This is a genomic window from Salinicoccus jeotgali (assembly GCF_055379195.1).
In genome coordinates, this window is record NZ_AP043830.1 from 76,815 (window position 1) to 103,034 (window position 26,220).

Sequence of the window (26,220 nt, forward strand, 5' to 3'; positions counted from 1 at the left end):
GTATATATGTTTCAATAATATTGACTTTTCTGACAAAGTTCTGCTAGATTATATAAGTTGGATTACATGGACGTTGTATATGAAGATAAAGGATGGGAAAAGTTGCCTGTCCCTGAAACATCATGTCGGTTGAGTGAGGTTCATCAATATGACTCTACGGAATAGCATGGTAGAGTCGCTATCGTATCGTCCCTGAGCAGGGGCGTTTTTTAACGGGGAATGATTCGATTCCAAATAATTGGCAGCAATCCAAAAATCCTCTAGGAATCAAATTGAATCAAGGAGCTATAATAATGAAAAGATCTAATATAATATTTGCGGGATTTATGCTTTTTTCCTTATTTTTCGGTGCGGGTAACCTTATCTTCCCACCGCTTCTTGGAATGGAAGCAGGTGACGGCTTCGGCCCTGCAATAATTGGCTTTCTGATTACTGGCGTACTGCTTCCTATCATGGCGATCGTAGCAGTGGCTTTGTCCGAGGATGGCCTGGTGTCCATGGGGCAACGGGTGCATCCTGTATTTGGTGTGGCTTTTGCAGTCATCATCTATATGTCCATCGGGGCGTTTTATGGCATACCGCGTGCATCCAGTGTTGCCTATGAACTTGGGTTCAAACAGATCTTTAATGTGGAAAGCAGCCTTGTACTTGCGATTTTTTCCATCGTATTCTTTGGAATTACATACCTGATAAGCCTCAATCCTAAAAAGATAGTGGACCGCATCGGACAGTATCTTACGCCGCTTCTGTTGTTGGTATTGTCGGTGCTCGTCGTAAGGGCTTTCTTTACTTTTGAGAATCCCGGAGCCCCTGCTGCAGAAAAGTACACTGGTTCGCCATTGGTCACCGGAATATTGGAAGGCTATTTCACCATGGATGCGGTCGCAGCATTGGCATTCGGAATCGTGATCATCAATGCCCTGAAGGATAAGGGTGCAGAAACAAAAGGAGAATTGGTAAAAGGAACTTTCGGTGCAGTGCTGATAGCAGGACTGGGTCTGGTAGCCGTATACTTCTCGCTGGGTTGGATCGGGCGTGTCATACCAGGGGGAAGTGGGCTTGAAGACGGTGCAGAGATATTAACACATTCAGCGAATCTTCTATTCCCGGCGGCGGGCGGATTGCTCTTTGGCATCATTGTGCTCCTGGCATGTCTTACGACCTGTGTGGGACTGATCAGTGCCTGTTCAAGATTCTTCAACGAAATCTACCCTAATATTGCATATTCTACCTATGCGGGCATCTTCGTTCTAATTGGTTTGTTGGTATCGAATTTGGGGTTGGATCTGATTTTAGAGCTTGCGCTTCCCCTATTGGTATTCATCTATCCAATCGCGATTGTCCTGATAGTCCTCTCTTTAGTTGAGCGTGTAACGGGGGAAAGCAGGAAGATGTATCAGGCTGCGGTATTCGTGACTGCCGTCTATGCATTATATGAGGTGTTGATCAGCATCGGCATTGAATCAGAAACTGTTAGTCTCCTCCTTGGACAGACACCATTCTTCGAACAAGGTCTGGGCTGGATGGTTCCGGCCTTTATTGCGGGGGCAGCGGGCTATGGCATAGATAGATATAAAGGTAGGGCGGCCAATGGGAAGAAACGGAAGCCTGCAGTACAATTCAATGATGATATCAAATAGGTGAAGGTCCGCACGGACCTTCACCTATTATTTTTCAACATCATAGGAAGCGATGTACGGCATCCCTTATATCCGGTGCGTTTGCAATGGCGGAAATCACGCAGATGCCATCAGCTCCGTTTTCCAGGCAGGCCATGTAGTTGTCCGGGGTGATGCCACCTATTGCCACCATTGGCTTGTCGCCAATTAGGCGTCTCATATCAGCCAGACCTTTTGGCGTAATGGCCTTGCCGGCATCCGCCTTTGAGGGTGTGGCATAGACAGGCCCCGTGCCTATATAACTGACTTTTTTGAGATTGCTTGATGCCAATTCTTTTGCATTACCTACAGATAGACCGACGATCTTGTCGTTAAAATAGGGAGGGAGATCTTGGACCCTGATATCATCCTGACCGAGGTGTACCCCGTCGGCTTCAATCTGTTCGGCCAGTTCGTAGTCATCGTTAATGATGAAAGGCACTTCATAGCTATCGCATAATTTTTTTATTTCAGAAGCTGTCTCCACCAGTTCATCGCCTGTCAAGGATCTGCTGCCCTTTTCCCTGAGTTGGAACAGTGTGATGCCAGCATCCAAAGCTTTCTCAACCACGGCGGGGAGGTGCTCATCCGTATCGGAACTTCCACAGATAAAGTATAATTCAAGTGCGTTTTTATCCATCATCTGGTCGTTACATTCCGTTCTTTGAGCAAGTTGTCATCATTCAAATACAGCTCATCGATCAGCCTTGTGGCGAATGTACCTGGGGTTGGATGTTCTTGGGCCAAAGCCGCCTTCTCAGCGCACAGGTTATAATAGCTGACCGCATCGATGATGGACTGGTCATCAAACCGGTCTGAGGTTCCAAGGAATGCACAGATGATTGCACCAAGAAGGCATCCTGAGCCTGTCACTCTCCCCTGTAGGGCATGGCCGTTACCCATTATCGAAAGTCCGCTGTCAGTCATAAGGGCGTCTTGCTCACCTGTAACAAGTACAGGGGTCCTGTACCGATCATAGGCCTTGCCTGCAATTTCTTCGGCAGGAGTCTCTTCTTTAGAGTCGACCCCCTTCATATTGCTTTCAGCTCCTGATAGTGCATGCATCTCTCCGGGATTCCCCTTTATGAGTGAAACTTTATGGCGTGACAATAATTGTTCTGTAATCTCGACTCTGAAGCGTGAAGCACCAAATCCGACTGGATCAAATACAATCGGCACATCATTCCTGTTTGCTTCCTTCATCATCTCATCCATGACCTGTAGTTTGGATTGATCTGCAGTACCGATGTTGATGAGGAGTGCAGAAGCGGATTTCATCAGATCTGAAGCTTCTGCGACTTCCCCGCCTACAAGTGGCGAAGCGCCAATCGCAAGGAGCCCATTAGCCGTGAAGTTTTTGACGACATCATTTGTGATGCAGACAACAAGCGGGTTCATCTCTCTGAGTCTATTTACATTATCCATGAATTACTCTCCTTTATAGCTGAAATGGCTGACCGGTCCATTACCTTTTCCGATATTTGGGTTATGTCTGATTGCCGAAGTGATATAGCGCTTAGCGGTACGGAAACTTTCTTCGATTGATTTCCCCTTGGCCACCTCTGCTGTCATCACTGCTGAAAATGTGCATCCTGTGCCATGTGTGTTGGTTGTATCGATACGCGTTTCACTGAGTTCTATTGCGTTGTCTGCAGTAAATAAATAGTCTGTGGGGCCTGAATCCAGATGTCCGCCTGTTATTACAACGCTCTGCACCCCGATGTCATTCAGGAAAATATCGGCAGCTTTCTTGATATCCCCCTCACTACTGATTTGTTGGCCACTGATCTTCTCTGCTTCATGTATGTTTGGTGTAACGGTCAAAGCAAGGGGTAAAAGCTGTGTTCTGAGAAATTCAGCAGCATCTCCATCTATGAGTGGATCACCGCTTGTGGCAATCATGACCGGATCGATGATATAGGGGACTTGGTGGCGTTCAACACACTCTTTTATGACTGCCATCATCTCTTCGTTGGCAATCATGCCGCTTTTCATGGCGTCTGGTACTTCGTCGGAAAAGATGCTGTCCAATTGCTCCTGTAGAAACTGTCCCGGGATATTATGGACATCTTGGACGCCTATGGTATTTTGTGCGGTCAGGGCGGTGATTGCAGCCATTCCAAACACCTCTTGTGAATGGAAGGTTTTGATATCAGCCAAAACACCAGCGCCGCCAGTCGGATCGGTCCCTGCAACAGTCAACGCAATGGGCATTCTAGACATTCATATCCACCCCCGCCCAGTGTTCTCTTGTCATCGCCATATTGAAGAACCGCCTTTCATGCTCTGCACTCTCTCTGAAATTTTTGCGCAGCAGGCCTATTTCATCATCATTCATATTCTCCGCTTCTTTGTCGATGGCGTTGAACATCACATCAGCCGTCTCATCGATATTGCTACTGTAGAATTCGAACCATCCCCGGTATTGGTGGTTTTCCTGGAATACGTTTTGCGCCATCGCCTTTTCCGCCAACTTTTGATAGATGTAGGGGCACGGTGCCATGGCACTTAATGTGAATGCGATATTTTCCTTAGCATAGGCGTTATAGTACATATGTTTAATATAATGATCGGCAGAAGGATACCATTCTCCATCCTTTATGATTTCTGCATATGGCTTTCCTACAGCTCTTGCCAAAACTTCATGTGCCTCGACCTCTCCCCCAAGTATGAAACGCATCTCTTCGAGAAGATATTCCATCATGTCCTTGGAAGTGGTCTTCGAGATCAGCATGGCATAAATATTTGCGAATTCTTCAAGATATAATGCATCTGCCTGAAGATAGTGGATGAGTGAAGCGTGATCAATATCTTCATTTATGAGCCCCTGGATGAAATCATCCCCGTATATTTCGTCAATAAACTGCTCTGCATCCTGCTTCAATTGTGTACTTAACATCATAATCCTCCTATTTAGAATGATAAAAACCCATTTCCAGCGTAGGAAATGGGTTTAGTATGAAGACAGGATATGTCCGACCATCCCACATTCCTTACGCTGGCATTATCCAGATCAAGTCAAAGGGATCGGTCTGTGACCGTCTCAGCTAAAAAGCACCCCTAGTGGTGTTGCGTATTCAGTTGATTATCATGTTAGCCGACTCATTCCTCAAAGTCAAATATGGATATGAGTCATCAGACTGTCAATGTGTTTCAATGATTTCCCGGGAAATTTGACGACATCAATGATAGATAGAACATCGAGGGTCATCAACCATTAAAAAAAGATATGGCCACACGGCCATATCTTTTACTCGGCGCTCAACTCGTCATGGATCAGATTGATGTTGTAATTCAGATACTTGATATAGGTGTCCACTTCTTCTCCCGGTTTTCCAATTTCATCGGAATAGATGGGTTTTTTGGAAAAAGGAACGCCCGTCTGATCGGAGACGGTCTCCATCGGACGCGGATCGACGTTCGATTCGATGAAGAGTACAGGCACGTCATTTTCTTCAATGAATGAAACAAGTGAATTTATCTGGTTGGGTGAACCGGTATCTTCAGTATCAATTGCCCATATATACCCTTCCTTCAAACCGTAATCACTGGCAAGATATTGGAAGGCGCGTTCACTTGTAACAAGTACCCGACCTTCTTTCGGAATGTCATCTATCTTCTGTTGGTACTCCCCTTCTACATCTTTCAATCGTTTAAGATATTCGTCAGCCCGCTTCTCGTAGTTTTCTTTTCTTTCCGGGTCTTTTTCAATGAAAGCGTCACGCATATCCTCTGCCATCTTTATCCCCACTTTAGGACTGATGAAAGCATGCGGGTTGATTTCTTCTGCTTGGGTCTCTTCATCAGTGATGTACATCGGTTCGATGCGGTCTGATAGGGAGTAGACATCGTCTAGGTCCTGATTGACGGAATCGATCATTTTAAAGAACCAACCATTTCCACCACCCTCAAGGTTCAAGCCATTATAGAAAAGAATATCCGCGTCAGTGGCCTTTTTCATGTCTTTAGGAAGTGGTTCGTATTCATGGGGATCCGTGCCGGTCGGTACGAGGTTATGAATGTCGACATCCTCGCCTCCAATCTCACGGGCGAGATCCTCTAGAATCGTAAAGGATGTGACCACTTTCAATTTATCATCCTCATTCGCTTCACCCGCAGCACTGCTTTCATTTGAACAAGCATTCAACACTAGTACGACCATCAACAGGCCGATCAGATAAGTAATCTTATTCTTCATGTTTAATCTCTCCTAAAAATTTATAATGGCTCATCAATTATGATTTTTTCATCTTGCGAAGCTTTGGCCACAGTACGCCTTGCCTTGGAGAAAAAATCAGCACCAATACAAAGAGGATGGCAGAAGCAATCGCTATGATAGGGCCGGACGGCAGATCATGCATGTAGCTGTAATAGATGCCGACCACTGCAGCGCTGGCTCCAAAAATTGAAGATAATACGATCATGATGGATAGGCGGTTCGTCAGCAGATAGGCGGTCGAGGCCGGCGTAATCAGCAGGGAGACTACCAGTATCACCCCGACTGTCTGCAGGGAGGCGACTGCAACAAGTGTCAGCAGTACCATCAGACCATAGTGGATGAAACGGGTGTTCAAGCCATAAACCCGTGCCATCGTCTCATCGAATGTTGCAATGAGAAGTTCTTTATAGAAGACCACGATAATGATGATGACCAGAAGGCTGACCCCTGCAGTGATCCACATATCAGAAGTCCTGACGTGGAGGACGTTACCGAACAGTATCTGCGTCAAATCTGTTGCACTCTGCGCTTTTGTAATCAGTATGATCCCTAGAGCCAAAGCAGTTGAGAACACTATTCCGATTGAAGCGTCTGTCTTGATTCTACTGTTTTGGCTGATGCCACCTATACCCACAGCAGCGATCACTCCTGCTACTACAGCACCATAGAAATACGAAATACCCAACATGTAAGAAATGGCGATGCCAGGCAGTACTGCATGCGAAATGGCATCCCCCATCAACGACATTCCGCGCAGTACGATGAAACTGCCGATTACACCGGATATGATGCCGACCATTATTGAAGTGATCAAGGCTTTCTGGAGGTAATCATAGAACAATAGGTCATTCAAAAAACTCATGATAGTTTACCTCCCATGTTCTCTAAAACAGCTAATGGCGCATTAAAAGTTTTCTCCATCAGATCTGGGGTGAACACTTCAGCAACCGGCCCTGCAGCAACCAGACCGCCATTCACTAAGATCAAGTCATCAAAATAATCTTCTACTTTGGTCAGGTCATGGTGGATGACGAATAGCGTTTTTCCCTGATCCCTCAATTCCTTCAGAATTTTGATGATGACTTCCTCACTGTGGATGTCGATTCCAACAAATGGTTCATCCATGAATAAGATATCGGCATTTTGAGAGAGACTTCTCGCTACGAACACCCTTTGCTGCTGTCCACCTGAAAGTTCACCTATCTGTTTATCGGCGAATTCTTCCATTCCGACTTTTTTTAATGCTTCCATGGCTATTTTCTTTTCTTTCTCTTTAGGGCGGCTGAATAGGCCCAATTTAGGATAGGTGCCTTGTATCACCGTGTCTTTGACCAGGATGGGGAAATTCCAATCTATATGTGATCTTTGAGGAATATAGGCGATATTCTTACGGATTTTATCGATGGATTTTCCAAATATCTGTACTTCCCCCGAATCTTTTGGCACCAGATCAAGGACTGATTTTACAAATGTTGATTTTCCGGAACCGTTCGGTCCGATAATGCCGATCAGTTTGCCCGAATCCACTGAAACATCAAAGTTTTTTATGGCAATTTTATTAGAATATGAAACGGTTAAATCTTTAACGTCGAGTGACTGCTCCAAAACGTGATCCCCCTATTACTATACATCCCTCTGGGATAGTGAATATTAGGGATCCCTAAGTTAGGGCTCCCTAAACTTAATTCACTATAACAAAAGTAATTGGTTTTTACAAATAAAATTACTAAAGATATGCAAATTTACAGTCATTTAAGTAAATTACATCAAAAAGGGGCCTACTTTGTTTAGTAGGCCCCTGCTAGAATCAACTTTCAAATTTGCTTAGTTTATTGACTTTTTCTTCATACTTCGGCATTTTATTCTTCAATAGCAGCACTAATGATATGAGGATGAAAGCTGCCAGTATCGTCACGAGCAATACATAGATCACCGTACTGAAATTATAATCGAATCCTTGATTGAACACTGCATCCCTGAAACCGGTTACTACAAAGGCCATCGGCACCACTTGATAGAGTCCTTGGTAGAAATCGCTTGAGGTCTCGATCGGGAAAGTACCGGCACTTGATGATAATTGAATGATGAGCAGTACAATGCCTAAAAACTTCCCGAAATTCCCAAAAATCATGACAAGCAGTCCAATCATTGCAATGGAGGCAGTCGACCACACTAGCATGGCCAAGAAAAATTTCCCGTGACTGGCGATTTCAATCTGCATAATCCAGACAATTACAATATATAACAGTGTCGACATCAATAAGGCATGGCTAAGGAACAGTGAGATTCTGCTCACCCACTGGCGTAGTACAGATTGTCTGTCTTCAAAAATCTTATTCATCGGATAGACGACATTGAAGGTGATGCTGCCGATGAACAAGCTTACTGCAATGATGAGCGGCGCAAAGCTCTGGGCATAATTCTGAGTATCTACAATACTTTCAATATCCAGATTGACGGGTGTGGCAATGGCTTTTGCACCATCTTCTGTAAATGCAATATCGTTTTCGTCCAACTGGGATAAAACTTCGTTGAACCTTGTATCAATTTCATCGAGTGCACCAGCAAGTTCTCCCGAACCTTCTACCAAATTCCCTGTGCCAGACTCAAGCTGTGATAAACCGGAATTCAATTCGCTAGCTCCTTGAGCCAACTGGGAACTGCCCGCTTCAATTTGCCCTGCACCGTCTTCCAGTTCTCTTTGTGCACCCAGGACCGCCTGGGCATTGTTGCCGAGAATTGGTGAAAATTGTTCCAATTGTCCTGTGAACTGCGTTTCACCATCATGAAGTGCTTTTGACGACTGACTGAGCTGAGCGGCCCCCTCATTAACCTCAGCAGAGCCCTGATTCAATTGGGCAGTGCTTTCTTCAGCTTCGATCAATCCATCATTGAGATCATGGGCGCCATTTTTTAAATCAGCCAATGCCTGCTTGGCTTCATCACTTTGTTCCGAGAGGTCATTCAGTTGGCCGATGAGTGTAGATGTATAAGTTTCAGTGACGCTCGTTTTTACAGTATCCGTCAGCATGGAACCTGCCTGTTCAGACATTATCGAGCCGATGAAATTATGCCCTGGGTTCGTTTTCAACACCATATCTACTGGTTTCGGATCATCACTCAAAAAAGTCATTGCATTGTCGGAGGCATCTTCAGGAATCCGCAGATAACCGTACGAATCCCCTTTTTGCAGCGCTTTTTTGGCCTCATTCAAGTCGGTGAACTGCCAATCAAGCTGATCATTCCGCTTAAGTTCCTCTTCTATTTCTGCGCCTAGATCAATATCTTCGTTACCCTTATCTTCGTTCACGACATGGAAAGCCATATCATCAGTACGATCATAGGGATTCCACATGGCACCGAGAAAGATGGATGCATATATGACTGGTAATAAAGAAATGACGAGAAGGGAAGTTAGAAGCATTGGTTTTTTGAAGATAAATTTAAAATCTTGGAACATTGAATCACCTTTCCATTATTTGTGCTAAAATATAATTAATGAACACTGTGTACAATAAAATATTATATGTCGTTTTACTTATTGTTCAATGGTTAATATAATCCATTGTGTAGGATAACCAACATAATACTAAGAAAGGTTGAGTATTTTTGAAGAAAGATCTAAGGGTACAGAAAACATTACAAAGCATAGATGATGCAATCATCAAGCTATTGAAAGAGAAGTCATTTGAAAATATTACGATAAAAGATATAAGTGATGAAGCGATGATCAACAGAGGAACTTTCTATAGCCATTACAGCGACAAATATGAGTTGATCGAGAGTTTTCAAGTCGCGCTTGTTTCTGACATCGAGGCATTGTTGTACGGTAACATTGTGGGTGAAAGCTACAGTGAAATTGCAGAAAGCCAGATTAAAGAGACTATCCTGAAAGTTTTTGAGTACCTTAAGGAAAACCGAATACGCGTGTTGACGGTAGCCAACAGTGTGGGTACCACAGAGTTTGCAAAGTATTTTTCCCGTCATATGTATGATTTCTATAAAGTGAAGAGTGAGGAGTTCGGTGTGGATTTGAACTCGGAAGGGTTTACGGATTACTTGATAACATATGTGACGAATGCACATATGGGCATATTTTTGAAATGGCTCAAAAATGACTGTCAGGAATCAACCGAAGAGATGGCGGGTCTAATTGAAACATTCACCATAAATGGCGTGTTTAAGGCAGTTGATATATGAACCGCTGCTGATAAGCTGAATAAGGGTTTGTCCGAGCAATAGCAAGATAAATATGTAAACCCAGACTGAAGAGTGGGCGGAAGGTGACTGAATTGAAGAAACTACTGTATCTATTTACCATTATCATTATATTGGCGGCATGCCAATCCCCCGAAAAGGCAGAGCAGAATACAAGTTCTGTAAAAGGCTCCCAAGGCGAAGAAAACAATCCGGAAGAGACAGAACAAAAAGAATCTAAGTCTATCGAAGAATCGAATTATCCAGGGATAGATATCATTACTGAAATTGAAGACACTGAAACATTGAATGCCAGCACGCAATATCCTGAAACCGCTGTTGATTCCATTGATGGTGCAATCAAGCAATATATTGAGGCTGAGAGGGGCTATTTCAATAAGCAACTTGAAGATTTTGAAGCGCCGCCTTCAGGCCAAGAGGCAATTTTCAACCTCAGCTATGAGACCGAGCGCGTAAATGACAACCTTTATACATTCGACTTTACTACGTATATGTTTACATATGGGGCCAATGGCGAGACGAGAAAGAATATAATAATGGCTGATGTAAAAGAAGGAGAAGTGATAGAAGGTCAGGAAATATTCGATGATACTGCAGAAAATAGGGGATTACTCTATGATTATATTCTTGAATATGCAGAAGAAGATGAAGACTTGAGCCGCTATCTATTTGAAGATGAATTGAAGGAATGGATTGAAGCACCGGATAATGACTTTAATAATGTTTATATAACCAATGTTGGATTGAGTCTGTCATTCAATCAATATGAAATAGCAGCGGGTGCTGCAGGGAGCATTGAGGTTGAGATACCTTCCGATAAAGCACGCAATCTTGTAAAAGAAGAATACACTCAATTCCTGACTGTGTCTGACGAGGAGGATGACACAGAGAAGGAAGAGGATGCAGAAGCGAAAGTATATACTGAACGATCCATTGATAAACAAGCAAAGAAAGTGGCACTTACTTTTGACGATGGCCCCCATCCAGAGCATACTTTGAATATATTGAACACACTTGACCAGTATGATGCAAAAGCAACATTCTTTATGCAAGGTAAAAGGATAGAGTATTACATGGATGTTGCGAAAGAGGTAGCGGAGAGAGGTCATGAGATCGGCAACCATTCGATGAACCATCCAGATTTCACCACACTTTCCTTTGAACAGATCGATATTGAAGTATCCCGGACCAATCAATTGATAATGCAGGCGACAGGGTTGAAGCCTACGGTCTTTAGACCACCGTATGGAAGTACGAATGAGGAAATCAATAATTTCATCGACATGGAGCCAGTGCTTTGGACGATAGACACGGAAGACTGGAAAAATAAGGACCCTAATATAATTGAGAAGAGAATAAGGGTTAACATGCATGATGACGCTATTATTTTGATGCATGATATTCATGGAACAACGGCTCAAGCACTGCCTGATATTTTGGAATATTTGTCTTCTGAAGGATATGAATTTGTAACTGTTTCAGAATTGGACTAATAAATTACCCCGCCGATATCATAAATTGATATCGGCGGGGTTTTAATCTATCTATTATTCATTAATGGAAAAGAATGATCAGCTATCAGATTGTTCTACGAATAGATACTGCGAAGCGGAACTGCTTAGCTCTATATCAATCCCTTGGGTTAGATTCTTGACCAACAGTGAATCATTGGCTAAGTCACGGCTGATGACTGTCAACTTATCTCCGACATTCAGCTTTTTATTTTTAAAATAGGATACGAGATCACTTTCATTGACTATTCTGGAAATAAACAATGTTTCTTCATCCCCAGCTTCTGACAGACGGTAGATATGATGTTCCTGATTGTCTATCAAATTCAATGGAATGGCACCTCCATGAGGGCAATATTCAGGGTGTCCAAGGTACCTCTCCAGACGATCAGCTAGAATATTGCTGGTGGCATGCTCCAAAACTTCAGCTTCATCATGGACTTCATCAATTTCAAACCCCAGATTATCGACAAGAAACACTTCCCATAGACGATGTTTATGGATAAGGTGTTTTGCACGCTCAGCCCCTTCGGGAGTCAATAGACTGCCTTTATAAGGAAAATATTCGGTCCACCCTATTTTTTCAAGACTGACCATCATTTCCGTGACTGTAGGCGGGGATGTACCCAAACGCTCTGCTATTTCCTTGTTAGACACTTTTGTCACCTGGCCACCCAAATCAAAAAGTGCTTTAATATAATCTTCTTTTTTAGGACTCATCTCGACTCTCCTTATATTCCGGGCTGGGAATAGGCATATTGGTATTTGTCTTATGACAACATCTGACCATTATTATAGTTTATAAATGGCGTGAGGACAAAGTTTATATGTACAGCGCAAGATTGGAACGTAAGAAAGAAAAAACCCTTACCACATGGAAATCATCCATACGATAAGGGTTGATATATGCTAGCTTACATCCTACCACCAGTTATTTTGCTGACGGAAAGCCATAGCTGCTTCTACAGAACCGTAACGCTCTTGAGCGTAGTTGATCATGCCTTTTGTCTGTGTTTCAACAGATCCAGTACCCCAGTGTTCTTTTGTTTGACCTAGGCCTCTGTAGCCGAGGTGATTGACTGCACTCGGGTTACCGCTTGATTCTGGCATAACGATATTACTCCACATTGCTTGCGTACCACCGGCAGCAAGGAATTGCTCTTTTACTGAACCGTTAGAAGATGCTTGTGGGCTTGGAGCAGATTGTTTTTGAGTCTGAACTGTTTCTTGGACAGGTTCAGGTGTAGAAGTTTCAACAGTTTCTGTTTGTTGAGGTGCTTGCTCTTGAGTATTGTTTTGAACTGTTTCCTGTGTATCGTAGGATTCAGTTACTTTTGGTGCAGGCTCTTGAGTCTGTGCTTTTGGCTGAGGTGCTACGCTTACGCTGTTATCGTAGTTGCCATAAGACCAAGTGTACTGTGTACCGTTGGACTCGAAGTTGTAGTCCACACCGTTAAGAGTGAAGTTATACTCATATGCGCCTTCATGGATTGGAGAGTTGTTCAATTCAGCAGCGCCGTTCTGAGCCATTGCCGCAAGTTCTTCTTTGTTGATGTCCTGAGCAGAAGCTTCTGCAGATTGGCCAGTAGCGAGTGAAGTGATTCCAAGTCCAAGTGCCATAGTAGTAGTCAATATTGTTTTCTTCATTAAATTTCATCCTCCAAAAAGGTATATATTAAACGTAGTCTTACCGTTGCGTTCATCAAGATTAAGGTGTTTATTTCTAAGACAATGAATAATATATCATGGATTAGAGGATAGTGGGTTACAGTCCAATAATAAGGAGATTACAATTTAGGGCTGTTAGTGTAATATTGACATCTTACTGTATTATTTCTGAATATTATCATGCGAAATATACGATATTGCCCTTTTTAATGGAATTTATAGCCGAAAATAGAAAAATTGGATGATAGTTGGTCTGAAATTAAAAATAATCCACATCATAGGGATGTGGATTATAACATGATCTGTATTCAGTTTGAGGGTGCCCTCTAAAGTTCAAGGCGTGGAGGGTTAGATATACTTGCGGCCTCTTGCAGTCGCAAGTTGTTCTCCTTCTTCCATATATTTTTCGATGCCTTCGGCTGCCCGATATGCCAATGCACCAATGGTAGGTGTCGGGTGGTGGCCGCCGAACTGCGGGAAGGCAGATCCGCCCACGACGAACAAGTTATCTACATCCCACATCTGAAGATAGTTATTTACTGCAGATGTTTCAGGGTCATCGCCCATGACGACACCGCCGGTATAGTGTCCACCGGAATATACATGGTCGAATTCATCTGGCACTTCCCCATCTTCAATGATGTCAGCACCCATTTCTTCCATGATTTCGTGACATTTTTCGATACCGAATTTACCGATGTTCCTTTCCTGATCGCCAAATTTGTAAGTAGCGCGTAAGAGAGGGTCACCGTACTCATCTTTATATGTTGGATCAAGATCGAGATAGTTATGCCAGTAGGACATGGTAATCGCTGTATACCATATTACCAATGAGCGGTAGGCATAATGGAGTGATTTGTCTTTGTACTCTTTTCCCCAGCTTGGTGTATCTCCCGGTACATGGCCACTGCTTGAAATAGCCCCGAACCCATATTGCCTCAATTCAATGGCACCGCCGCCGATGAAATCAAGGTCCGAGTGGTCGAAGTTATCTGCAGCATAATCGTTTACAGCAGCCCCGAGTGCCCCGGCCCCCATATAAAGGTTGAATTTCTCATTTTCGAAATAACCACGTGCGCCATGGAAAGCAGAGTTATACTGGCCATTGAAATTACGACCGATAGTCCCTTTTTTCGTCTCGGGGTCGTATTGTTCACCAATATCCGAGAGCATCAGCAGACGATTATTTGAAAATGCGAATGCTGCCAATACGACTACATCTGCAGGTTGTTCATATTCGTCACCAGTTGCTTCATCGACATACATGACGCCAGTCGCTTTCTTGGAATCATCATCGTACAGTACACGACGTACATTCGCGCGTGTCCTCAGTTCGAAGTTATCTTGTTTTGAAGCGGTTTTTACTACGGTTGCGATAGGATCTGATTTAGCCGAGAAATCACACCCAGCACGTGTACAGAATGAACAGTACATGCAGGCGTTGAGCTTTTCACCGTCTGGATTCTCATAATTTTGTGAGAGGTTGCCTGCTGCAATCTGGAAAGGATGTAAGCCGAGATTCTTTGCCGCATCCTTAAAAAGCTTCAGCGAAGGTGTTTCTTTTAGAGGTGGATTTGGCCATGGTTTTTTCCTCTCTGGTGCCATTGGGTCCTGCTCTCCTGAAATGCCGGCAGTATATTCCCACTTCTCGTAGTATTTCTCCATCTCATCATAAGTAATGCCCCAATCCTGAAGATTCATATCTTCAGGAATTTTATCTTCACCGTAACGGTCAATCGTCTGGCTCCGTATTTCGAATTCATATGGCCAATAGCGGTATGAGGCACCAGCCCAGTGTACACTAGCTCCGCCGACACCAGTTCCAAGCTGCATATCTTCCATCGTGCGTACCGGCAGAGCGGTTTCATCGATTTCATTTCTTGAAGTGATGGTGTCGCCAGAGAGTTCCTGCATGATTTGATAGCGGTTATCAAACCTCAGTTCATCTTTGACGCCAATATAATCTTCTCTGGTTTTGTCGGCACCTTTTTCCAGTGCTACGACCTTTTTCCCGGCTTTAGCCATCTCGGCGCTTACGATGCCTCCGGCCCATCCCATACCTACTACAACGACGTCCACCTTATCTAACTTTTCGGCCATCTATATGCCACCTCCCTGATATTGCCTCAATGCTTCCGGCTCCAATGATTGGAACTCTTTTGATTCTATTTCATTAATCCAACCCATACGGGGTCCAGGATATTCGATCATTTTCCATCCTTGCATATCCTTATTGCCACCATAGGCAGGATCAGAATAGACTCCTTCTATCGTCATATTTCTGAGCAAGTTAAAGAAGAATTCAGAAGTTACACCTTTAATGTCAACATCCCCTGCTTCGAAACTTTTCAGGATATCATCTTGTGCCGCTCCGTCAAGATCCGGGAACGCCTTATCATGTTTTTCATTGCTCACTTCATCCAGACGTCTCAAACCGAAAAGGAATATGTCCCCACGTATCAGTTTTGCCTGAAGTCCATGTGTGTCTGAAGCCATCGGTTTAAAAGGTCCCATTGTGTAATCTTGGCTGTTCTGCCCGTAGAATCCACTCATCTGTCGATCTATGAAGTAAGGCACGCCGAGCGCAATAGCCCCAGGGCCATTATCATCTTCAGGATAGATGCGTTCAGTAGCTGCAGCCAGCGTTTCGAAATCTTCACTTCGGCTGAAGAAGGTACGCGCAGCCATATTGCCGTCTTCGGCACCAGAATCTGATCCAGTTGTTTCATTGGAAGTTGCTGTTTCTTCATCATCAAGTAGATTGGTTTGATCCATGACGACACCACCGAGTAAAGAACCTCCAATGATTCCACCGGTAAATACCCCGGTAGTCTTCAAAAAGTCACGTCTTGAAAATTGCTTTTCATTATCATTGCCGCTCATTGTCATTCTCCTTCCATAAGGTTATTTAGACATAAATTGGACATATCCATACTCTAAGTCTAACTTTAAAATTGATGATGTCAATGAACATAATAAAGTAAAAAACAATATATTGATGGGCTATTAGGAAATGATTAAGTGTAGGGACACAGTTAATATAGATAGACTTATGTTAAGACAACTATGGTTCATAAAATTGAGTTGCCAGAGCAGTTTTTTAAAATGATGCCAGTTGTAAAAATAATACCGGGTAGGGTATAATGATATTTAATAGAAAGGGGGATACAGATGTTTTCAATCTTTAATCCAGTAAAATCTGTTTCCATAGAAGAGTTAGCTGAAGTATTGCAAAGGAATAGTAAGCTGCTCGATGTAAGAACTCCTGGGGAATACCGTTCCGGTCATATCAGAAAATCCATCAATCTGCCATTAAATAAAGTATCTGATTACAAAGATGACTCAAAACCAGTCTACATCATCTGCCAATCCGGCATGAGGAGTAAGAAAGCGACGAAAGTTCTCAGGAAAAAAGGTATAGAAGCAATAAATGTACGCGGGGGAATGAACCAGTGGCGGGGTAAGAAAGTGACTGGGAAATAAGAAGAAACTGGCATTGGCACATAAATTAATACTCGAGTGACTATAAAAGAGTGAATGATTCCACAATAGTCAGGATTGTAATTTGAGTAATGCGTGGTACATTGGAAAGTAATGGTTTACTCGGTGTAAAAGTATGTTTCGGCATCAATGGCCATATAAAAATAAAGGGAGTACGGATATGGATATTAAGGTTCTGTATGAAGATAATCATCTTCTTATTGTTGAAAAGCCAGTGAATCTATTGGTTCAAGGAGATGATTCGAAAGATGAAAATCTATTGGATATACTAAAAGAATACATTAAGGAAAAGTACAACAAGCCGGGGGATGTCTATCTGGGGCTTGTACACAGGCTTGATCGGCCTGTGGGAGGGGCGATTGTGTTTGCTAGGACTTCAAAAGCCGCTTCAAGATTATCCGAGGCATTAAGAACGCATCAGATCTACCGTAAATATGTTGCCGTAACGCGTGGACATTTGTCTGAAAATCATGGAAGATTGACTGATTATCTGCGGAAGGACCGCAGCAAAAATATTGTAAGTGTAGTCAAATCAGATAAAAAAGATGCTAAACAGGCAGTGATGGATTACAAAGTTCTAAAAAGCAATGAAGAAGGCAGCCTGATTGAAATCGAATTGAAGACAGGACGTTCCCACCAGATAAGGGTCCAGCTGGCCAATCAGGGGACCCCTCTTTATGGTGATCAGAAGTACGGCCGAAGTATAAATAAGCCGGGTCAGCAGATAGCACTTTGGGCCTCTAAACTGAGTGTGAAGCATCCTACTAAAGACGAAATGGTCGTTGTCGAATGCCCGCCACCGGAAACATATCCCTGGTCCTATTATATGTAAGTAATGAAGAAACCCAGTCCATATAAAACCCCTTCCTATGTCAAGAAACTGACTTAGGAGGGGGTTTTATGATAAATTCTGTGTGGTTTTTGTGTTTGGGTTGATGGCGGCATTTATAATTAATCTTCTTCTTTTGATCCAACCTTCAAATCTTTGGCTTCAAATACTTTAGTCCTAGCCGGATAACGGGGATGATCTTCCTTTAATGACCGGAACAGTGACCACATCATAAAGATGATGACAAGTGAAAATGGTAGTGCCGCGATAATCAGTAGGTTTTGTATACCTTGTGTGCCGCCCGTGTAGATCATGATGAGGGCGAAGGCGGATAAGGTGATGCCCCAGATGATCTTGACTATGCCACTTGGAAAATTATTTCCATTTGTCGTCAACATCCCGATCACGTATGTCGCCGAGTCGGCAGATGTGATAAAGAATACCGCGATGACGATAAGGGTAAGCAGACTCAACAGGAAACCTAAAGGATAATTCTCAAACATTGCAAACGTCGCAGTTTCCGTTGCGAATCCTGAAATATCCGCTATGCCATTCTCCTGCAGATTGATTGCCGAACCTCCAAATACCGCAAAGAATATGAAGCATACGAGTGTCGGAGCAAATAAAACGCCCAATATGAATTCTTTGATGGTCCGCCCTTTCGACACACGGGCGATGAAGATACCGACAAATGGAGCCCAGGAAATCCACCATGCCCAGTAGAAAACGGTCCAATTTTCAAGCCATGCAAATGCATCACTGTCATTCATGGGCAGTCTCAAGCTCATATCGAAGAATCCGGAAATATAATTCCCAAGAGAATTGGTAAACATATTAAGGACATAAAGTGTAGGGCCAACAAGGAAAAGGCCGATCAGTACTACCACTGCAATGACCATATTGAAATTGCTCAACATTTTAATCCCCTTATCGATCCCAGACCAGGTCGACCATGTGAAGAGCAGAGTCGCTACGGCTATGATGAGGAATTGGACAAGAAAATTAGCGGGAATCCCAAACAGGAAGTTGAATCCCTGATTGATCTGTAAGGCGCCAAAACCGAGGGTTGCAGCTACTCCCGTCACTGTAGCGATTACAGCAAGCACATCCAGGAAGGTGCCTAGGGCACCCTGCATCAATTTTTTCCCAAACAAAGGCGTTAACGTGGCGCTTACGAGGCCTTTATAGCCTTTGTGAAAATTAAAGTAGGCAAACACAAGTGCCACTATGCCATACACCGCCCATGCGTGTATGCCCCAGTGGAAGAAGGAGAACTGCATAGCCTGATCAATGGCTTGCTGCGACCCGGGGGATGCAATAGGTGATGAAGAAAAAGCATGGCTGATTGGTTCGGCTGTGGTCCAGAAAACTAGCCCTATGCCCATTCCGGCACTGAAGAGCATCGCAAACCATGAATGGAGGGAAAATTCAGGTTCTTCTCCTTCCTTACCAAGGGTGATGTTGCTGAATCTGGAAAAAAGAAGATAGATACAGACAAAAAGTATGGCCAATACCAACAGCAGATAGTACCAGCTGAAATTTGTGGATATGAGTGATGTTACATACTGCGTAGATGACTCCAGTCTCTTAGGTACGGCTGCTCCCACTGCCACGAAGAGGATACAGATGGCTAAAGCCCACCAAAATACTGAACTAATTGATTTTTTATCATTCAATTCAACCACTCCTATATATGAAAGAATATGATGTTTCCCGGGAAATGCCCATGGAGGTTGGAATGCCTGCTGATCTATCAGCAGGCATTCCAATCACATGGCTATTCTACCAAGTTGGCTTTAACAAGATAATCTTTTGCAACGCGGTAAGGGTCTTCATTTTCAACCGCAACTCTATAGTTCATCTCCTGCATTTCTTCGTTCGATATTTTACCTGCCAACTTGTTCAATGGTTCTACTATTTCGGGATGCTCCTCCAAATAGGCCTCCTTGAAAAGAGGTGCACCTTGGTAAGGGGGGAATACATTCTGGTCATCCTCCAGGATTACCATCCCGAATTGTCTGAGTTCAGCATCAGTTGAATATGCATCGACAAGATTGATGTCACCACTCTCCACCGCCTGGTACCTCAGGCTCGGTTCCATTGTGCGTACATTGTTGAAGTCGAGGTCATACGTTTCTTTTATGGCTGGATAGCCATCTGTCCTGTCGCTGAATTCAAGTGTGAAACCAGGTTTTATCTCATCTTCTATACTTCTTAGGTCCCCTATCGTTTCAAGATCATTCTCTTCTGCAAACTCTTCCTTTACGGCAAGTGTATAGGTATTATTGTATTCCATCGGTTTAAGAAGCGTCATATCAAATTCATCCTCCAGGCTGGATTTGGCCTGTTCATAGACAGCTTCTTCTTCTTTGGAGTCAAGCTCTTCCTTAGTCAACTCGCCAAGGACTGTCCCTGTAAACTCAAGATAGCCGTCAATGTCATCGGATTTCAAGGCACTGAATAGGAAAGAAGTCTTACCGAGTCCATCTTCGACTTTAACTGCATAGTCTGTTTCTTCTTCAATAAGTATTTTATACATATTTGTGATGATGGAAGGCTCTGTTCCAAGTTTTCCGGCGATGGTCACTGTTTCTTCCTTTTGGGAGAAGAGCGGCCCTACTGAGATCAGCAACATGGCCAGAAGTATTGCACCGAGCGTAATGGTTATTTTCTTATAGGATAGATTCTGGATTATCCGAAGCGCAACATCAAAGAATATCGCAAGCAATGCTGCAGGAATAGCACCGAGTATAATCAGGGAAGTGTTGTTGCGGTCGATCCCGAGTAATATCAAGTCCCCGAGACCGCCAGCCCCGATTAACGCCGCGAGTGTCGCTGTTCCAATGATAAGTACCATGGCTGTACGTATACCAGCCATTATGACAGGCATTGCAATGGGAAGTTCAACCTTTGTCAGACGTCTCATTGGCTTCATGCCTATCCCGCTCGCTGCTTCAACCAAGGAATCATCCACTTCATCGATGCCCGTAAATGTGTTTCTGAGTATTGGCAGCAATGCGTATATGACGAGGGCAATCACTGCCGGCACTTTACCAATGCCAAACAAAGGTATCATCAAGCCGAGCAGTGCGAGAGAAGGTATCGTCTGCAAGACAGCTGCAGTATTGATGACTGCTTCCGATAGCTTTTTTGTTTTCGTAAGTGCGATGCCAAGTGGTACTCCTATAAGGACTGCAATAAGTAAAGCGATGAATGAAATCTGGATATGTTCTATCAAAGTGGTGAGGAGTTCGCCTTTTCTATTGCTGAAAGTTTCGAAAAAAGTACTCATTAGCGCTCCTCCTTGCTGCTAGACATGTACCTGAAAACATCTTTGGGACGGATCCGCTTCCTGCCCTGGTCAGTAAGGACGATTACACTGTCATTTTCCGACAAGCGATCAAATGCATCACGAAGAGAAGCATTGCCTGAAAGTTCAGGAACACCGATATTTTCCTCCCCATCTAATGGGGGTATTTCTTTAGCCAATTCGCCTAAAGCCACTTGTTGCATACGATAATTATCCAGGTCGCCAATGAATTCCCTGACGAAATCATTGGCAGGTTGTGACATGAATTCGTCAGGAGTGCCGATTTGTTCAACTCTACCTTCCCGCAGCAAACAGATTCTGTCACCAAGTTTCAAAGCTTCCTGAATATCGTGTGTGACAAACACAATGGTTTTTTTAATCTTTTTCTGAAGGTCTACAAGATCATCCTGGAGTTTTTCCCGACTGATCGGATCAAGTGCGCTGAATGGTTCATCCATGAGGATGACAGGCGGATCTGCTGCAAGAGCCCGGACGACCCCCACCCGCTGCTGCTGACCCCCGGATAGTTCACCCGGATAGCGATTTTTAAACTGTTTGGGTTCAAGTCCGACCATATTCATCAGCTCGTCTATCCGGGCGTCAATCTCCTTGGTGGACCACTTCTTCATCTGTGGTACCTGAGCTATATTTTCTTTGATGGTCATGTGCGGGAACAATGCAATCTGCTGTAGGACATAACCGATATCCCACCGCATTTCATAGATCGGATATTCACTGATTGGATTATCCTTGAAATAGATATATCCATTTGATAAGGAAATAAGCCGGTTGATCATCTTCAAGGTGGTGGTTTTGCCACAACCTGAGGGACCAATCAGCACAAAGGTCTCGCCTTCTTCAATATTGAAACTTACATCGTCGACCGCTAACTTGTCGCCGTACCGCTTGGTAACATTTTCAAATTTGATCATAGAGTCTCTCCTAGTTAAATGACTTATTAGGTATGTGAATGGATAGGAAGGTCAGGTCTCGGCAGGATAGACGACTGTACCATCTTCTTCAATAATGGGCATGGCGCCCCACTTCCCGAGCTCGTGTTCAACAACCTGGGGGGCGTCCTTGTCATAGATCAGATGGTGCACATCCCAACCGTTTGCTGCCATCCAATTGCTGATTATAAGACGATGACAGCGTGCAGGGTGCCTTTCAGAACACATGCAGGCTACTTTATAGTCATCAGCTATGGCTTTGATTTCCTGCATTCCCTCCATAAATTCATCCGTCAAAGTGTAATCGGCGTAATTATGGAACGATTGATTGTGCCATCCATCGTTCAGGTTACTCCCTACTACGGAGGATGTGCTTTTTCTACCACCGAGAAGCGGGTGATGACGATAGGTTATATGTGAGTCTTCAAGCCATTCGCTCATTTGTTCTATATCAAAATGAGGGTGTTTACGGCTATGAGGAAATGCTCGTATATCAGCAATATAATCAATCTTTTCATAAGCGAGCAGTTTTAGGAATTCGGTTTGGCTATTTGTGGAATGCCCCACTGTATAAACGTCCATAACAGCCACTCCTCCAGTTTAACATTCTTGATTCATTAGAAGTCCCCTGGCAATAAGCAGGGGACTTTGTTAATTTTTAAATTTTAAAAGCAATGGCACACTTACAGCAGCGGCACCTAATACTAGTGGGTACCATTTCATGGATGAATTTGATCTGCTTGTGCGCGTGCTTCTTTTGCTGGAATCGGTGACAGAATTCTCTTTTTTCGTAGTTTCCTCCTGCCCCAGTCCTTTTAATATCTGCAGTGCCATATTGAGTCCTGCCACGACTTCCGGATCTTTCAATGCGGCGAAGAGCTCCCTGTAGCCGGAAGATCGATTACTTTTGTCATATTTGGCAGCCTGGGCAATGCCATTATTCAATTTATGGGCAACGGGCTCCAGACTATCCATATCGAGGCTACTGAGAAGTTCAAAAAGTAACAGCAGGTTATGGATTGAATGAGGCGCCCTGGAACCGTCCAAGGCCGTAACAAGCCGAGTGACGATTTTACTGCTTTGACCAAGCGAGGCATTTGCGATATTGAAAAATTCACGCTCACGCATTTTTTCCATCATCTCAAGAACATCGTTCAATGAGTCTTTATGTTCTATAAACAACTCTTCGATTTCGTGCAATGCCTTATCATGCTCAACTTCCGGGTCGACTTTCATTTTATGGATGACTTTTGTCGCTTTAGCCATTATTTATTCGACCTTCTTTCCTTTACGATATCACCTGGGAAGATATAGTCATCCCGTGCCCACTTCTCCTCGACGCGTACCCCTATCTGAGGCTGAGGATTCCCATTACGGTGGTTGATTCTAGGCATTGGGCTTTCCCCTTTCGGTTCGAGAACTTCCATTTTAACGGAGACTTCCTTATAGGCAGGGGTATCCGTATCTTTATCGGAATGGGAACTGGTCAAGTAGTTTATCGCTCCTTCACCATTGGTGTTCATCGGCAGGTAAAGTTGATTGCCGAACACCCGGTCTGTAACGATGCAGCTTACTTTGACGCTACCGTAAGGCGAGGTCAATCTGACTACTGTACCATCTTCCAGATTACGTTCCCTGGCAAGTTCATGTGAAACTTCCAAGAATACTTTCGGAGTTTTTCTGGTGATGCCTTCAGATTTATAGGTCATATTCCCTTCGTGGAAGTGCTCGAGTATACGGCCATTGTTGACATGTAGATCATAATCTTCACCAAATTCCACTGGCTTTGTCCAATCGACCGGCCACAGGCGGGCTTTGCCGTCAGGGAATGGGAACTTGTCTTCGAATAGAAGAGGAGTATCAGTACCATCTGCATCTACAGGCCACTGCAGACTATCATATCCTTCAAGTCGGTCATAACTGACACCTGCAAACATCGGTGTTAATGAAGCTGCCTCATCCATGATTTCTGAAGGATGGCCATAATCCCAATCAGCTCCCATACGGTTGGCGATTTCGACGATGATCTGCCAATCTGGTTTAGAATCTCCGAGTGGATCCAAAACTTTATAGAGGCGCTGGAAACGTCTCTCTGTATTGACAAAAGTTCCATCCTTCTCAAGGCTCGGACTGGCAGGGAGAACGACATCGGCGTATTCACATGTTTTTGAGAAGAATATATCCTGAACTACGAAGAAATCGAGTTTTTCAAAAGCTGAATGTACATAGTTGATATTAGAATCAACGATGCCCATATCTTCCCCTTTCAGATACAAAACATCTAATCTGCCATCATGCATGGCATCAACCATTTCATGGTTGTTCAAGCCAGGTTCCTTAGGTATGTCAGTACCCCAGCTCTTCTCAAAGCGGCCTCTTACTTCATCATCACTAACAAACTGGTACCCTGGGAAACGGTCCGGCATGCTGCCGAAGTCACTTGCTCCCTGAACATTATTGTGTCCACGCAGAGGATATGCTCCGGCACCTGGTTTCATATAGTTGCCTGTAACGAGCAATAGGTTCGATATCGCTGTACTTGTATCACTGCCCCCACCATGTTGTGTGACACCCATGGCCCAAAGTATGGAAGTGGTTTTGGCCTGGTGGATGGAGGTGGCTATCTCAATCAGTTCATCTTTCGACATTCCTGTGGTTTCGGAAGCATAATCCAGTGTGTATTTATCTAGACTCCTGATGTACTCTTCGACATCGTTGACATGCTCACTCAAGAAGGTTTCGTCATGCCACCCCTGATCGATGATATATTTCGTGACAGCAGATAGCCATACTAAGTCACTGCCAGGTGCGGGTCTGACAAACAAATCCGCGCGATCTGCCATTTCATGTTTGCGCAAGTCTGCGACAATCACTTTTTGGCCATAGAGTTTCTGGGCACGCTTGACACGTGTTGCGAGTACAGGATGTGATTCTGCCGTGTTGGACCCGATTGTAATGACAAGTTCAGCTTGACCGATGTCCGTTATGCTACCGGAGTCCCCACCGTATCCGACCGTACGCCATAGACCCATAGTAGCCGGAGATTGGCAATATCTGGAACAATTGTCGATATTATTTGTACCGATGACACCTCGTCCTAATTTCTGCATTAAATAGGATTCTTCATTCGTACATTTTGAGGAAGAGATGAATGCCAACGCATCTGGTCCCTTCTTACTCATTGTTTCTTTGAATTTACTTTCTATAAGGTCAAGCGCCTCTTCCCATTCTGCTTCGCGGAAGGCATCGCCTTCTCTTATCAGTGGTTTTTTCAGACGTTCTTCACTATTGACGTAATCCCATCCAAACTTCCCTTTAACACACGTGGAGATACCGTTAGCAGGGGCCTCTTCCTGAGGTTCTATTTTTAATATCTCGCGGCCTTTCGTCCAGACATCGAAAGAACAGCCGACTCCGCAGTAGGTACATACGGTTTTTGTCTTTTCGATTCTTTCTTCGCGCATCTGGGCTTCCATATCTGAAAGGGTCATCAAAGAGCCATAACCAGTTTCTACATCTTTAGTGATGTTGACCATTGGTCTGAATGATTCTTGAGCCATTCCGGTCAGGAAGCCGGCCTCTCCTTCCATACCAGTCTCCATCATAGCGTTACAAGGACATACCGTCGCACAATGTCCGCAGTTTACACACGATGATTCATCTATCGTCGTATCATTGTCCCATATGACTCTTGGTTTTTCGAGAGTCCAGTCAATCAGGAGTGTTTCGTTGACCTGGAGGTCTTGGCACGCCTCCACACAGCGTCCACATAGAATACACTGGTCAGGATCATAGCGATAGAATGCATTTCGATTGATTTCCGCCCCTTTTGTTTCATGGGGAGTATCCTGGTGTTCGATTCTCATCTCTTTTACTGTATTATGTATCTCACAGTTCCCGTTGTTGAAATCACACACTGTACAATAGAGCTCGTGATTACCGAGTATGCGGTCCATCGCGATAAGTTGCGCTTCATGAACATCATCGCCAAGTGTTTCCACTACATCTCCAGGCTGTAATTCTGTGGAACACGACCGTACAAACTCTCCATTGACTTTTATGATGCATGTATCACATGTTTCAATCGCACCAAGGCTTGGATGGTAACAGAGGTTAGGTGGTTCCAGGTTAGTATTTTTCAAATGATCCAATGCTGTAGTATTTTCTTCGATCGATTGTGTACTGCCGTTTAAAGAAACATCGAATGGCTGCATGATAAGATTCCCCCTTATTAGACAGATTTATAGAGTATTTCCCTTATGAAAACGAATCCAAACATTTTTACAAGCCTTTATATAGAAAAAGACTTTTCAGGATGTGAATAGCATAAGAGTTGCTTATCATTCTACTATTAAT

Annotated in this window: 23 protein-coding genes and 1 riboswitch; of the genes, 5 read left to right on the forward strand and 18 right to left on the reverse strand. The window is 43.8% G+C overall.

The genetic code is table 11. The features are described 5' to 3' along the window. Window positions 1–293: 293 nt before the first annotated feature. Window positions 294–1,640 carry a branched-chain amino acid transport system II carrier protein gene (gene brnQ / locus ACZ43I_RS00335; protein ID WP_344700709.1) on the forward strand — a complete coding sequence of 449 codons (1,347 nt, stop codon included), beginning with the start codon at window positions 294–296 and terminating at the stop codon, window positions 1,638–1,640. Between the two features lie 40 nt (window positions 1,641–1,680). Here brnQ and thiE read toward each other — a convergent pair whose 3' ends face one another. The 8 genes from thiE to ACZ43I_RS00375 form a co-directional block, all read right to left on the reverse strand. Then, on the reverse strand, window positions 1,681–2,301 hold the full coding sequence (gene thiE, locus ACZ43I_RS00340; protein WP_344700710.1) for a thiamine phosphate synthase: 621 nt from the start codon (window positions 2,299–2,301) through the stop codon (window positions 1,681–1,683). After that, complete coding sequence (gene thiM, locus ACZ43I_RS00345; RefSeq protein ID WP_344700711.1) at window positions 2,298–3,083, reverse strand: hydroxyethylthiazole kinase; 786 nt, start codon at window positions 3,081–3,083, stop codon at window positions 2,298–2,300. The genes thiE and thiM overlap by 4 nt, the downstream gene beginning before the upstream one ends. 3 nt (window positions 3,084–3,086) lie before the next feature. After that, on the reverse strand, window positions 3,087–3,881 hold the full coding sequence (gene thiD / locus ACZ43I_RS00350) for a bifunctional hydroxymethylpyrimidine kinase/phosphomethylpyrimidine kinase (RefSeq protein WP_344700712.1): 795 nt from the start codon (window positions 3,879–3,881) through the stop codon (window positions 3,087–3,089). Next, on the reverse strand, window positions 3,874–4,560 hold the full coding sequence (gene tenA, locus ACZ43I_RS00355) for a thiaminase II (protein ID WP_344700713.1): 687 nt from the start codon (window positions 4,558–4,560) through the stop codon (window positions 3,874–3,876). Before tenA ends, thiD begins: the two co-directional genes overlap by 8 nt. Before the next feature lie 70 nt (window positions 4,561–4,630). After that, window positions 4,631–4,730, reverse strand: a riboswitch (TPP riboswitch). 178 nt (window positions 4,731–4,908) lie between these two features. Continuing rightward, the gene (locus ACZ43I_RS00360) at window positions 4,909–5,856 is read right to left on the reverse strand and encodes a metal ABC transporter solute-binding protein, Zn/Mn family (RefSeq protein ID WP_344700714.1); all 948 of its coding nucleotides are present in this window, start codon (window positions 5,854–5,856) and stop codon (window positions 4,909–4,911) included. A gap of 37 nt (window positions 5,857–5,893) precedes the next feature. Beyond that, window positions 5,894–6,739 carry a metal ABC transporter permease gene (locus tag ACZ43I_RS00365; protein WP_344700715.1) on the reverse strand — a complete coding sequence of 282 codons (846 nt, stop codon included), beginning with the start codon at window positions 6,737–6,739 and terminating at the stop codon, window positions 5,894–5,896. After that, complete coding sequence (locus ACZ43I_RS00370; RefSeq protein WP_344700716.1) at window positions 6,736–7,482, reverse strand: metal ABC transporter ATP-binding protein; 747 nt, start codon at window positions 7,480–7,482, stop codon at window positions 6,736–6,738. Before ACZ43I_RS00370 ends, ACZ43I_RS00365 begins: the two co-directional genes overlap by 4 nt. 202 nt (window positions 7,483–7,684) lie before the next feature. After that, window positions 7,685–9,337: a YhgE/Pip domain-containing protein gene (locus tag ACZ43I_RS00375; protein WP_344700717.1), complete on the reverse strand. Its 1,653-nt coding sequence runs from the start codon at window positions 9,335–9,337 to the stop codon at window positions 7,685–7,687. A gap of 149 nt (window positions 9,338–9,486) precedes the next feature. On the opposite strand from ACZ43I_RS00375, the gene ACZ43I_RS00380 reads away from it, so the two are divergent. Then, a complete protein-coding gene (locus ACZ43I_RS00380) occupies window positions 9,487–10,077 on the forward strand; it encodes a TetR/AcrR family transcriptional regulator (RefSeq protein ID WP_344700718.1) in 591 nt (196 codons plus the stop codon). 92 nt (window positions 10,078–10,169) lie between these two features. After that, window positions 10,170–11,588, forward strand: a complete 1,419-nt coding sequence (locus ACZ43I_RS00385) for a polysaccharide deacetylase family protein (RefSeq protein WP_344700719.1) — start codon at window positions 10,170–10,172, stop codon at window positions 11,586–11,588. A 78-nt stretch (window positions 11,589–11,666) separates the two neighbouring features. Here ACZ43I_RS00385 and ACZ43I_RS00390 read toward each other — a convergent pair whose 3' ends face one another. The 4 genes from ACZ43I_RS00390 to ACZ43I_RS00405 form a co-directional block, all read right to left on the reverse strand. Beyond that, window positions 11,667–12,326 (reverse strand): metal-dependent transcriptional regulator, encoded by a 660-nt coding sequence (locus ACZ43I_RS00390; RefSeq protein ID WP_344700720.1) that lies wholly within the window; start codon window positions 12,324–12,326, stop codon window positions 11,667–11,669. Between the two features lie 201 nt (window positions 12,327–12,527). After that, window positions 12,528–13,238: an aggregation-promoting factor C-terminal-like domain-containing protein gene (locus ACZ43I_RS00395; protein ID WP_344700721.1), complete on the reverse strand. Its 711-nt coding sequence runs from the start codon at window positions 13,236–13,238 to the stop codon at window positions 12,528–12,530. A gap of 384 nt (window positions 13,239–13,622) precedes the next feature. Then, a complete protein-coding gene (locus ACZ43I_RS00400) occupies window positions 13,623–15,374 on the reverse strand; it encodes a GMC family oxidoreductase (protein WP_344700722.1) in 1,752 nt (583 codons plus the stop codon). Further along, window positions 15,375–16,157 (reverse strand): gluconate 2-dehydrogenase subunit 3 family protein, encoded by a 783-nt coding sequence (locus ACZ43I_RS00405; RefSeq protein WP_344700723.1) that lies wholly within the window; start codon window positions 16,155–16,157, stop codon window positions 15,375–15,377. Window positions 16,158–16,445: 288 nt separating this feature from the next. Here ACZ43I_RS00405 and ACZ43I_RS00410 point away from each other — a divergent pair, with 288 nt between their 5' ends. Beyond that, window positions 16,446–16,757, forward strand: coding sequence for a rhodanese-like domain-containing protein (locus ACZ43I_RS00410; protein ID WP_344700724.1), 312 nt, complete (start codon window positions 16,446–16,448; stop codon window positions 16,755–16,757). Window positions 16,758–16,935: 178 nt separating this feature from the next. Further along, window positions 16,936–17,607, forward strand: coding sequence for an RluA family pseudouridine synthase (locus ACZ43I_RS00415; protein WP_344700725.1), 672 nt, complete (start codon window positions 16,936–16,938; stop codon window positions 17,605–17,607). 119 nt (window positions 17,608–17,726) lie between these two features. On the opposite strand, the gene ACZ43I_RS00420 is transcribed toward ACZ43I_RS00415, so the two are convergent. From ACZ43I_RS00420 to fdhF, 6 genes are all read right to left on the reverse strand, one after another. Next, window positions 17,727–19,280 (reverse strand): BCCT family transporter, encoded by a 1,554-nt coding sequence (locus ACZ43I_RS00420; protein WP_344700726.1) that lies wholly within the window; start codon window positions 19,278–19,280, stop codon window positions 17,727–17,729. A 101-nt stretch (window positions 19,281–19,381) separates the two neighbouring features. Then, a complete protein-coding gene (locus tag ACZ43I_RS00425) occupies window positions 19,382–20,896 on the reverse strand; it encodes an ABC transporter permease/substrate-binding protein (RefSeq protein WP_344700727.1) in 1,515 nt (504 codons plus the stop codon). Continuing rightward, a complete protein-coding gene (locus ACZ43I_RS00430) occupies window positions 20,896–21,846 on the reverse strand; it encodes an ABC transporter ATP-binding protein (protein WP_344700728.1) in 951 nt (316 codons plus the stop codon). Before ACZ43I_RS00430 ends, ACZ43I_RS00425 begins: the two co-directional genes overlap by 1 nt. A 51-nt stretch (window positions 21,847–21,897) precedes the next feature. Then, entirely contained in the window at window positions 21,898–22,446 is a 549-nt protein-coding gene (locus ACZ43I_RS00435) for a DUF488 domain-containing protein (protein ID WP_344700729.1), read from the reverse strand. Between the two features lie 69 nt (window positions 22,447–22,515). Next, window positions 22,516–23,130 carry a helical membrane plugin domain-containing protein gene (locus ACZ43I_RS00440; RefSeq protein ID WP_344700730.1) on the reverse strand — a complete coding sequence of 205 codons (615 nt, stop codon included), beginning with the start codon at window positions 23,128–23,130 and terminating at the stop codon, window positions 22,516–22,518. Then, window positions 23,130–26,078, reverse strand: a complete 2,949-nt coding sequence (gene fdhF / locus ACZ43I_RS00445; protein WP_344700731.1) for a formate dehydrogenase subunit alpha — start codon at window positions 26,076–26,078, stop codon at window positions 23,130–23,132. Before fdhF ends, ACZ43I_RS00440 begins: the two co-directional genes overlap by 1 nt. Window positions 26,079–26,220: the final 142 nt, after the last annotated feature.

Coding starts and splice junctions, on each gene's coding strand:
- ACZ43I_RS00430 (WP_344700728.1), bottom strand. CDS start 21,846: ATGATCAAATTTGAAAATGTTACCAAGCGGTACGGCGACAAGTTAGCG.
- ACZ43I_RS00405 (WP_344700723.1), bottom strand. CDS start 16,157: ATGAGCGGCAATGATAATGAAAAGCAATTTTCAAGACGTGACTTTTTG.
- thiE (WP_344700710.1), bottom strand. CDS start 2,301: ATGATGGATAAAAACGCACTTGAATTATACTTTATCTGTGGAAGTTCC.
- ACZ43I_RS00375 (WP_344700717.1), bottom strand. CDS start 9,337: ATGTTCCAAGATTTTAAATTTATCTTCAAAAAACCAATGCTTCTAACT.
- ACZ43I_RS00400 (WP_344700722.1), bottom strand. CDS start 15,374: ATGGCCGAAAAGTTAGATAAGGTGGACGTCGTTGTAGTAGGTATGGGA.
- ACZ43I_RS00415 (WP_344700725.1), top strand. CDS start 16,936: ATGGATATTAAGGTTCTGTATGAAGATAATCATCTTCTTATTGTTGAA.
- fdhF (WP_344700731.1), bottom strand. CDS start 26,078: ATGCAGCCATTCGATGTTTCTTTAAACGGCAGTACACAATCGATCGAA.
- ACZ43I_RS00435 (WP_344700729.1), bottom strand. CDS start 22,446: ATGGACGTTTATACAGTGGGGCATTCCACAAATAGCCAAACCGAATTC.
- thiD (WP_344700712.1), bottom strand. CDS start 3,881: ATGTCTAGAATGCCCATTGCGTTGACTGTTGCAGGGACCGATCCGACT.
- ACZ43I_RS00365 (WP_344700715.1), bottom strand. CDS start 6,739: ATGAGTTTTTTGAATGACCTATTGTTCTATGATTACCTCCAGAAAGCC.
- ACZ43I_RS00410 (WP_344700724.1), top strand. CDS start 16,446: ATGTTTTCAATCTTTAATCCAGTAAAATCTGTTTCCATAGAAGAGTTA.
- tenA (WP_344700713.1), bottom strand. CDS start 4,560: ATGATGTTAAGTACACAATTGAAGCAGGATGCAGAGCAGTTTATTGAC.
- ACZ43I_RS00425 (WP_344700727.1), bottom strand. CDS start 20,896: ATGAGTACTTTTTTCGAAACTTTCAGCAATAGAAAAGGCGAACTCCTC.
- ACZ43I_RS00440 (WP_344700730.1), bottom strand. CDS start 23,130: ATGGCTAAAGCGACAAAAGTCATCCATAAAATGAAAGTCGACCCGGAA.
- ACZ43I_RS00390 (WP_344700720.1), bottom strand. CDS start 12,326: ATGAGTCCTAAAAAAGAAGATTATATTAAAGCACTTTTTGATTTGGGT.
- brnQ (WP_344700709.1), top strand. CDS start 294: ATGAAAAGATCTAATATAATATTTGCGGGATTTATGCTTTTTTCCTTA.
- thiM (WP_344700711.1), bottom strand. CDS start 3,083: ATGGATAATGTAAATAGACTCAGAGAGATGAACCCGCTTGTTGTCTGC.
- ACZ43I_RS00360 (WP_344700714.1), bottom strand. CDS start 5,856: ATGAAGAATAAGATTACTTATCTGATCGGCCTGTTGATGGTCGTACTA.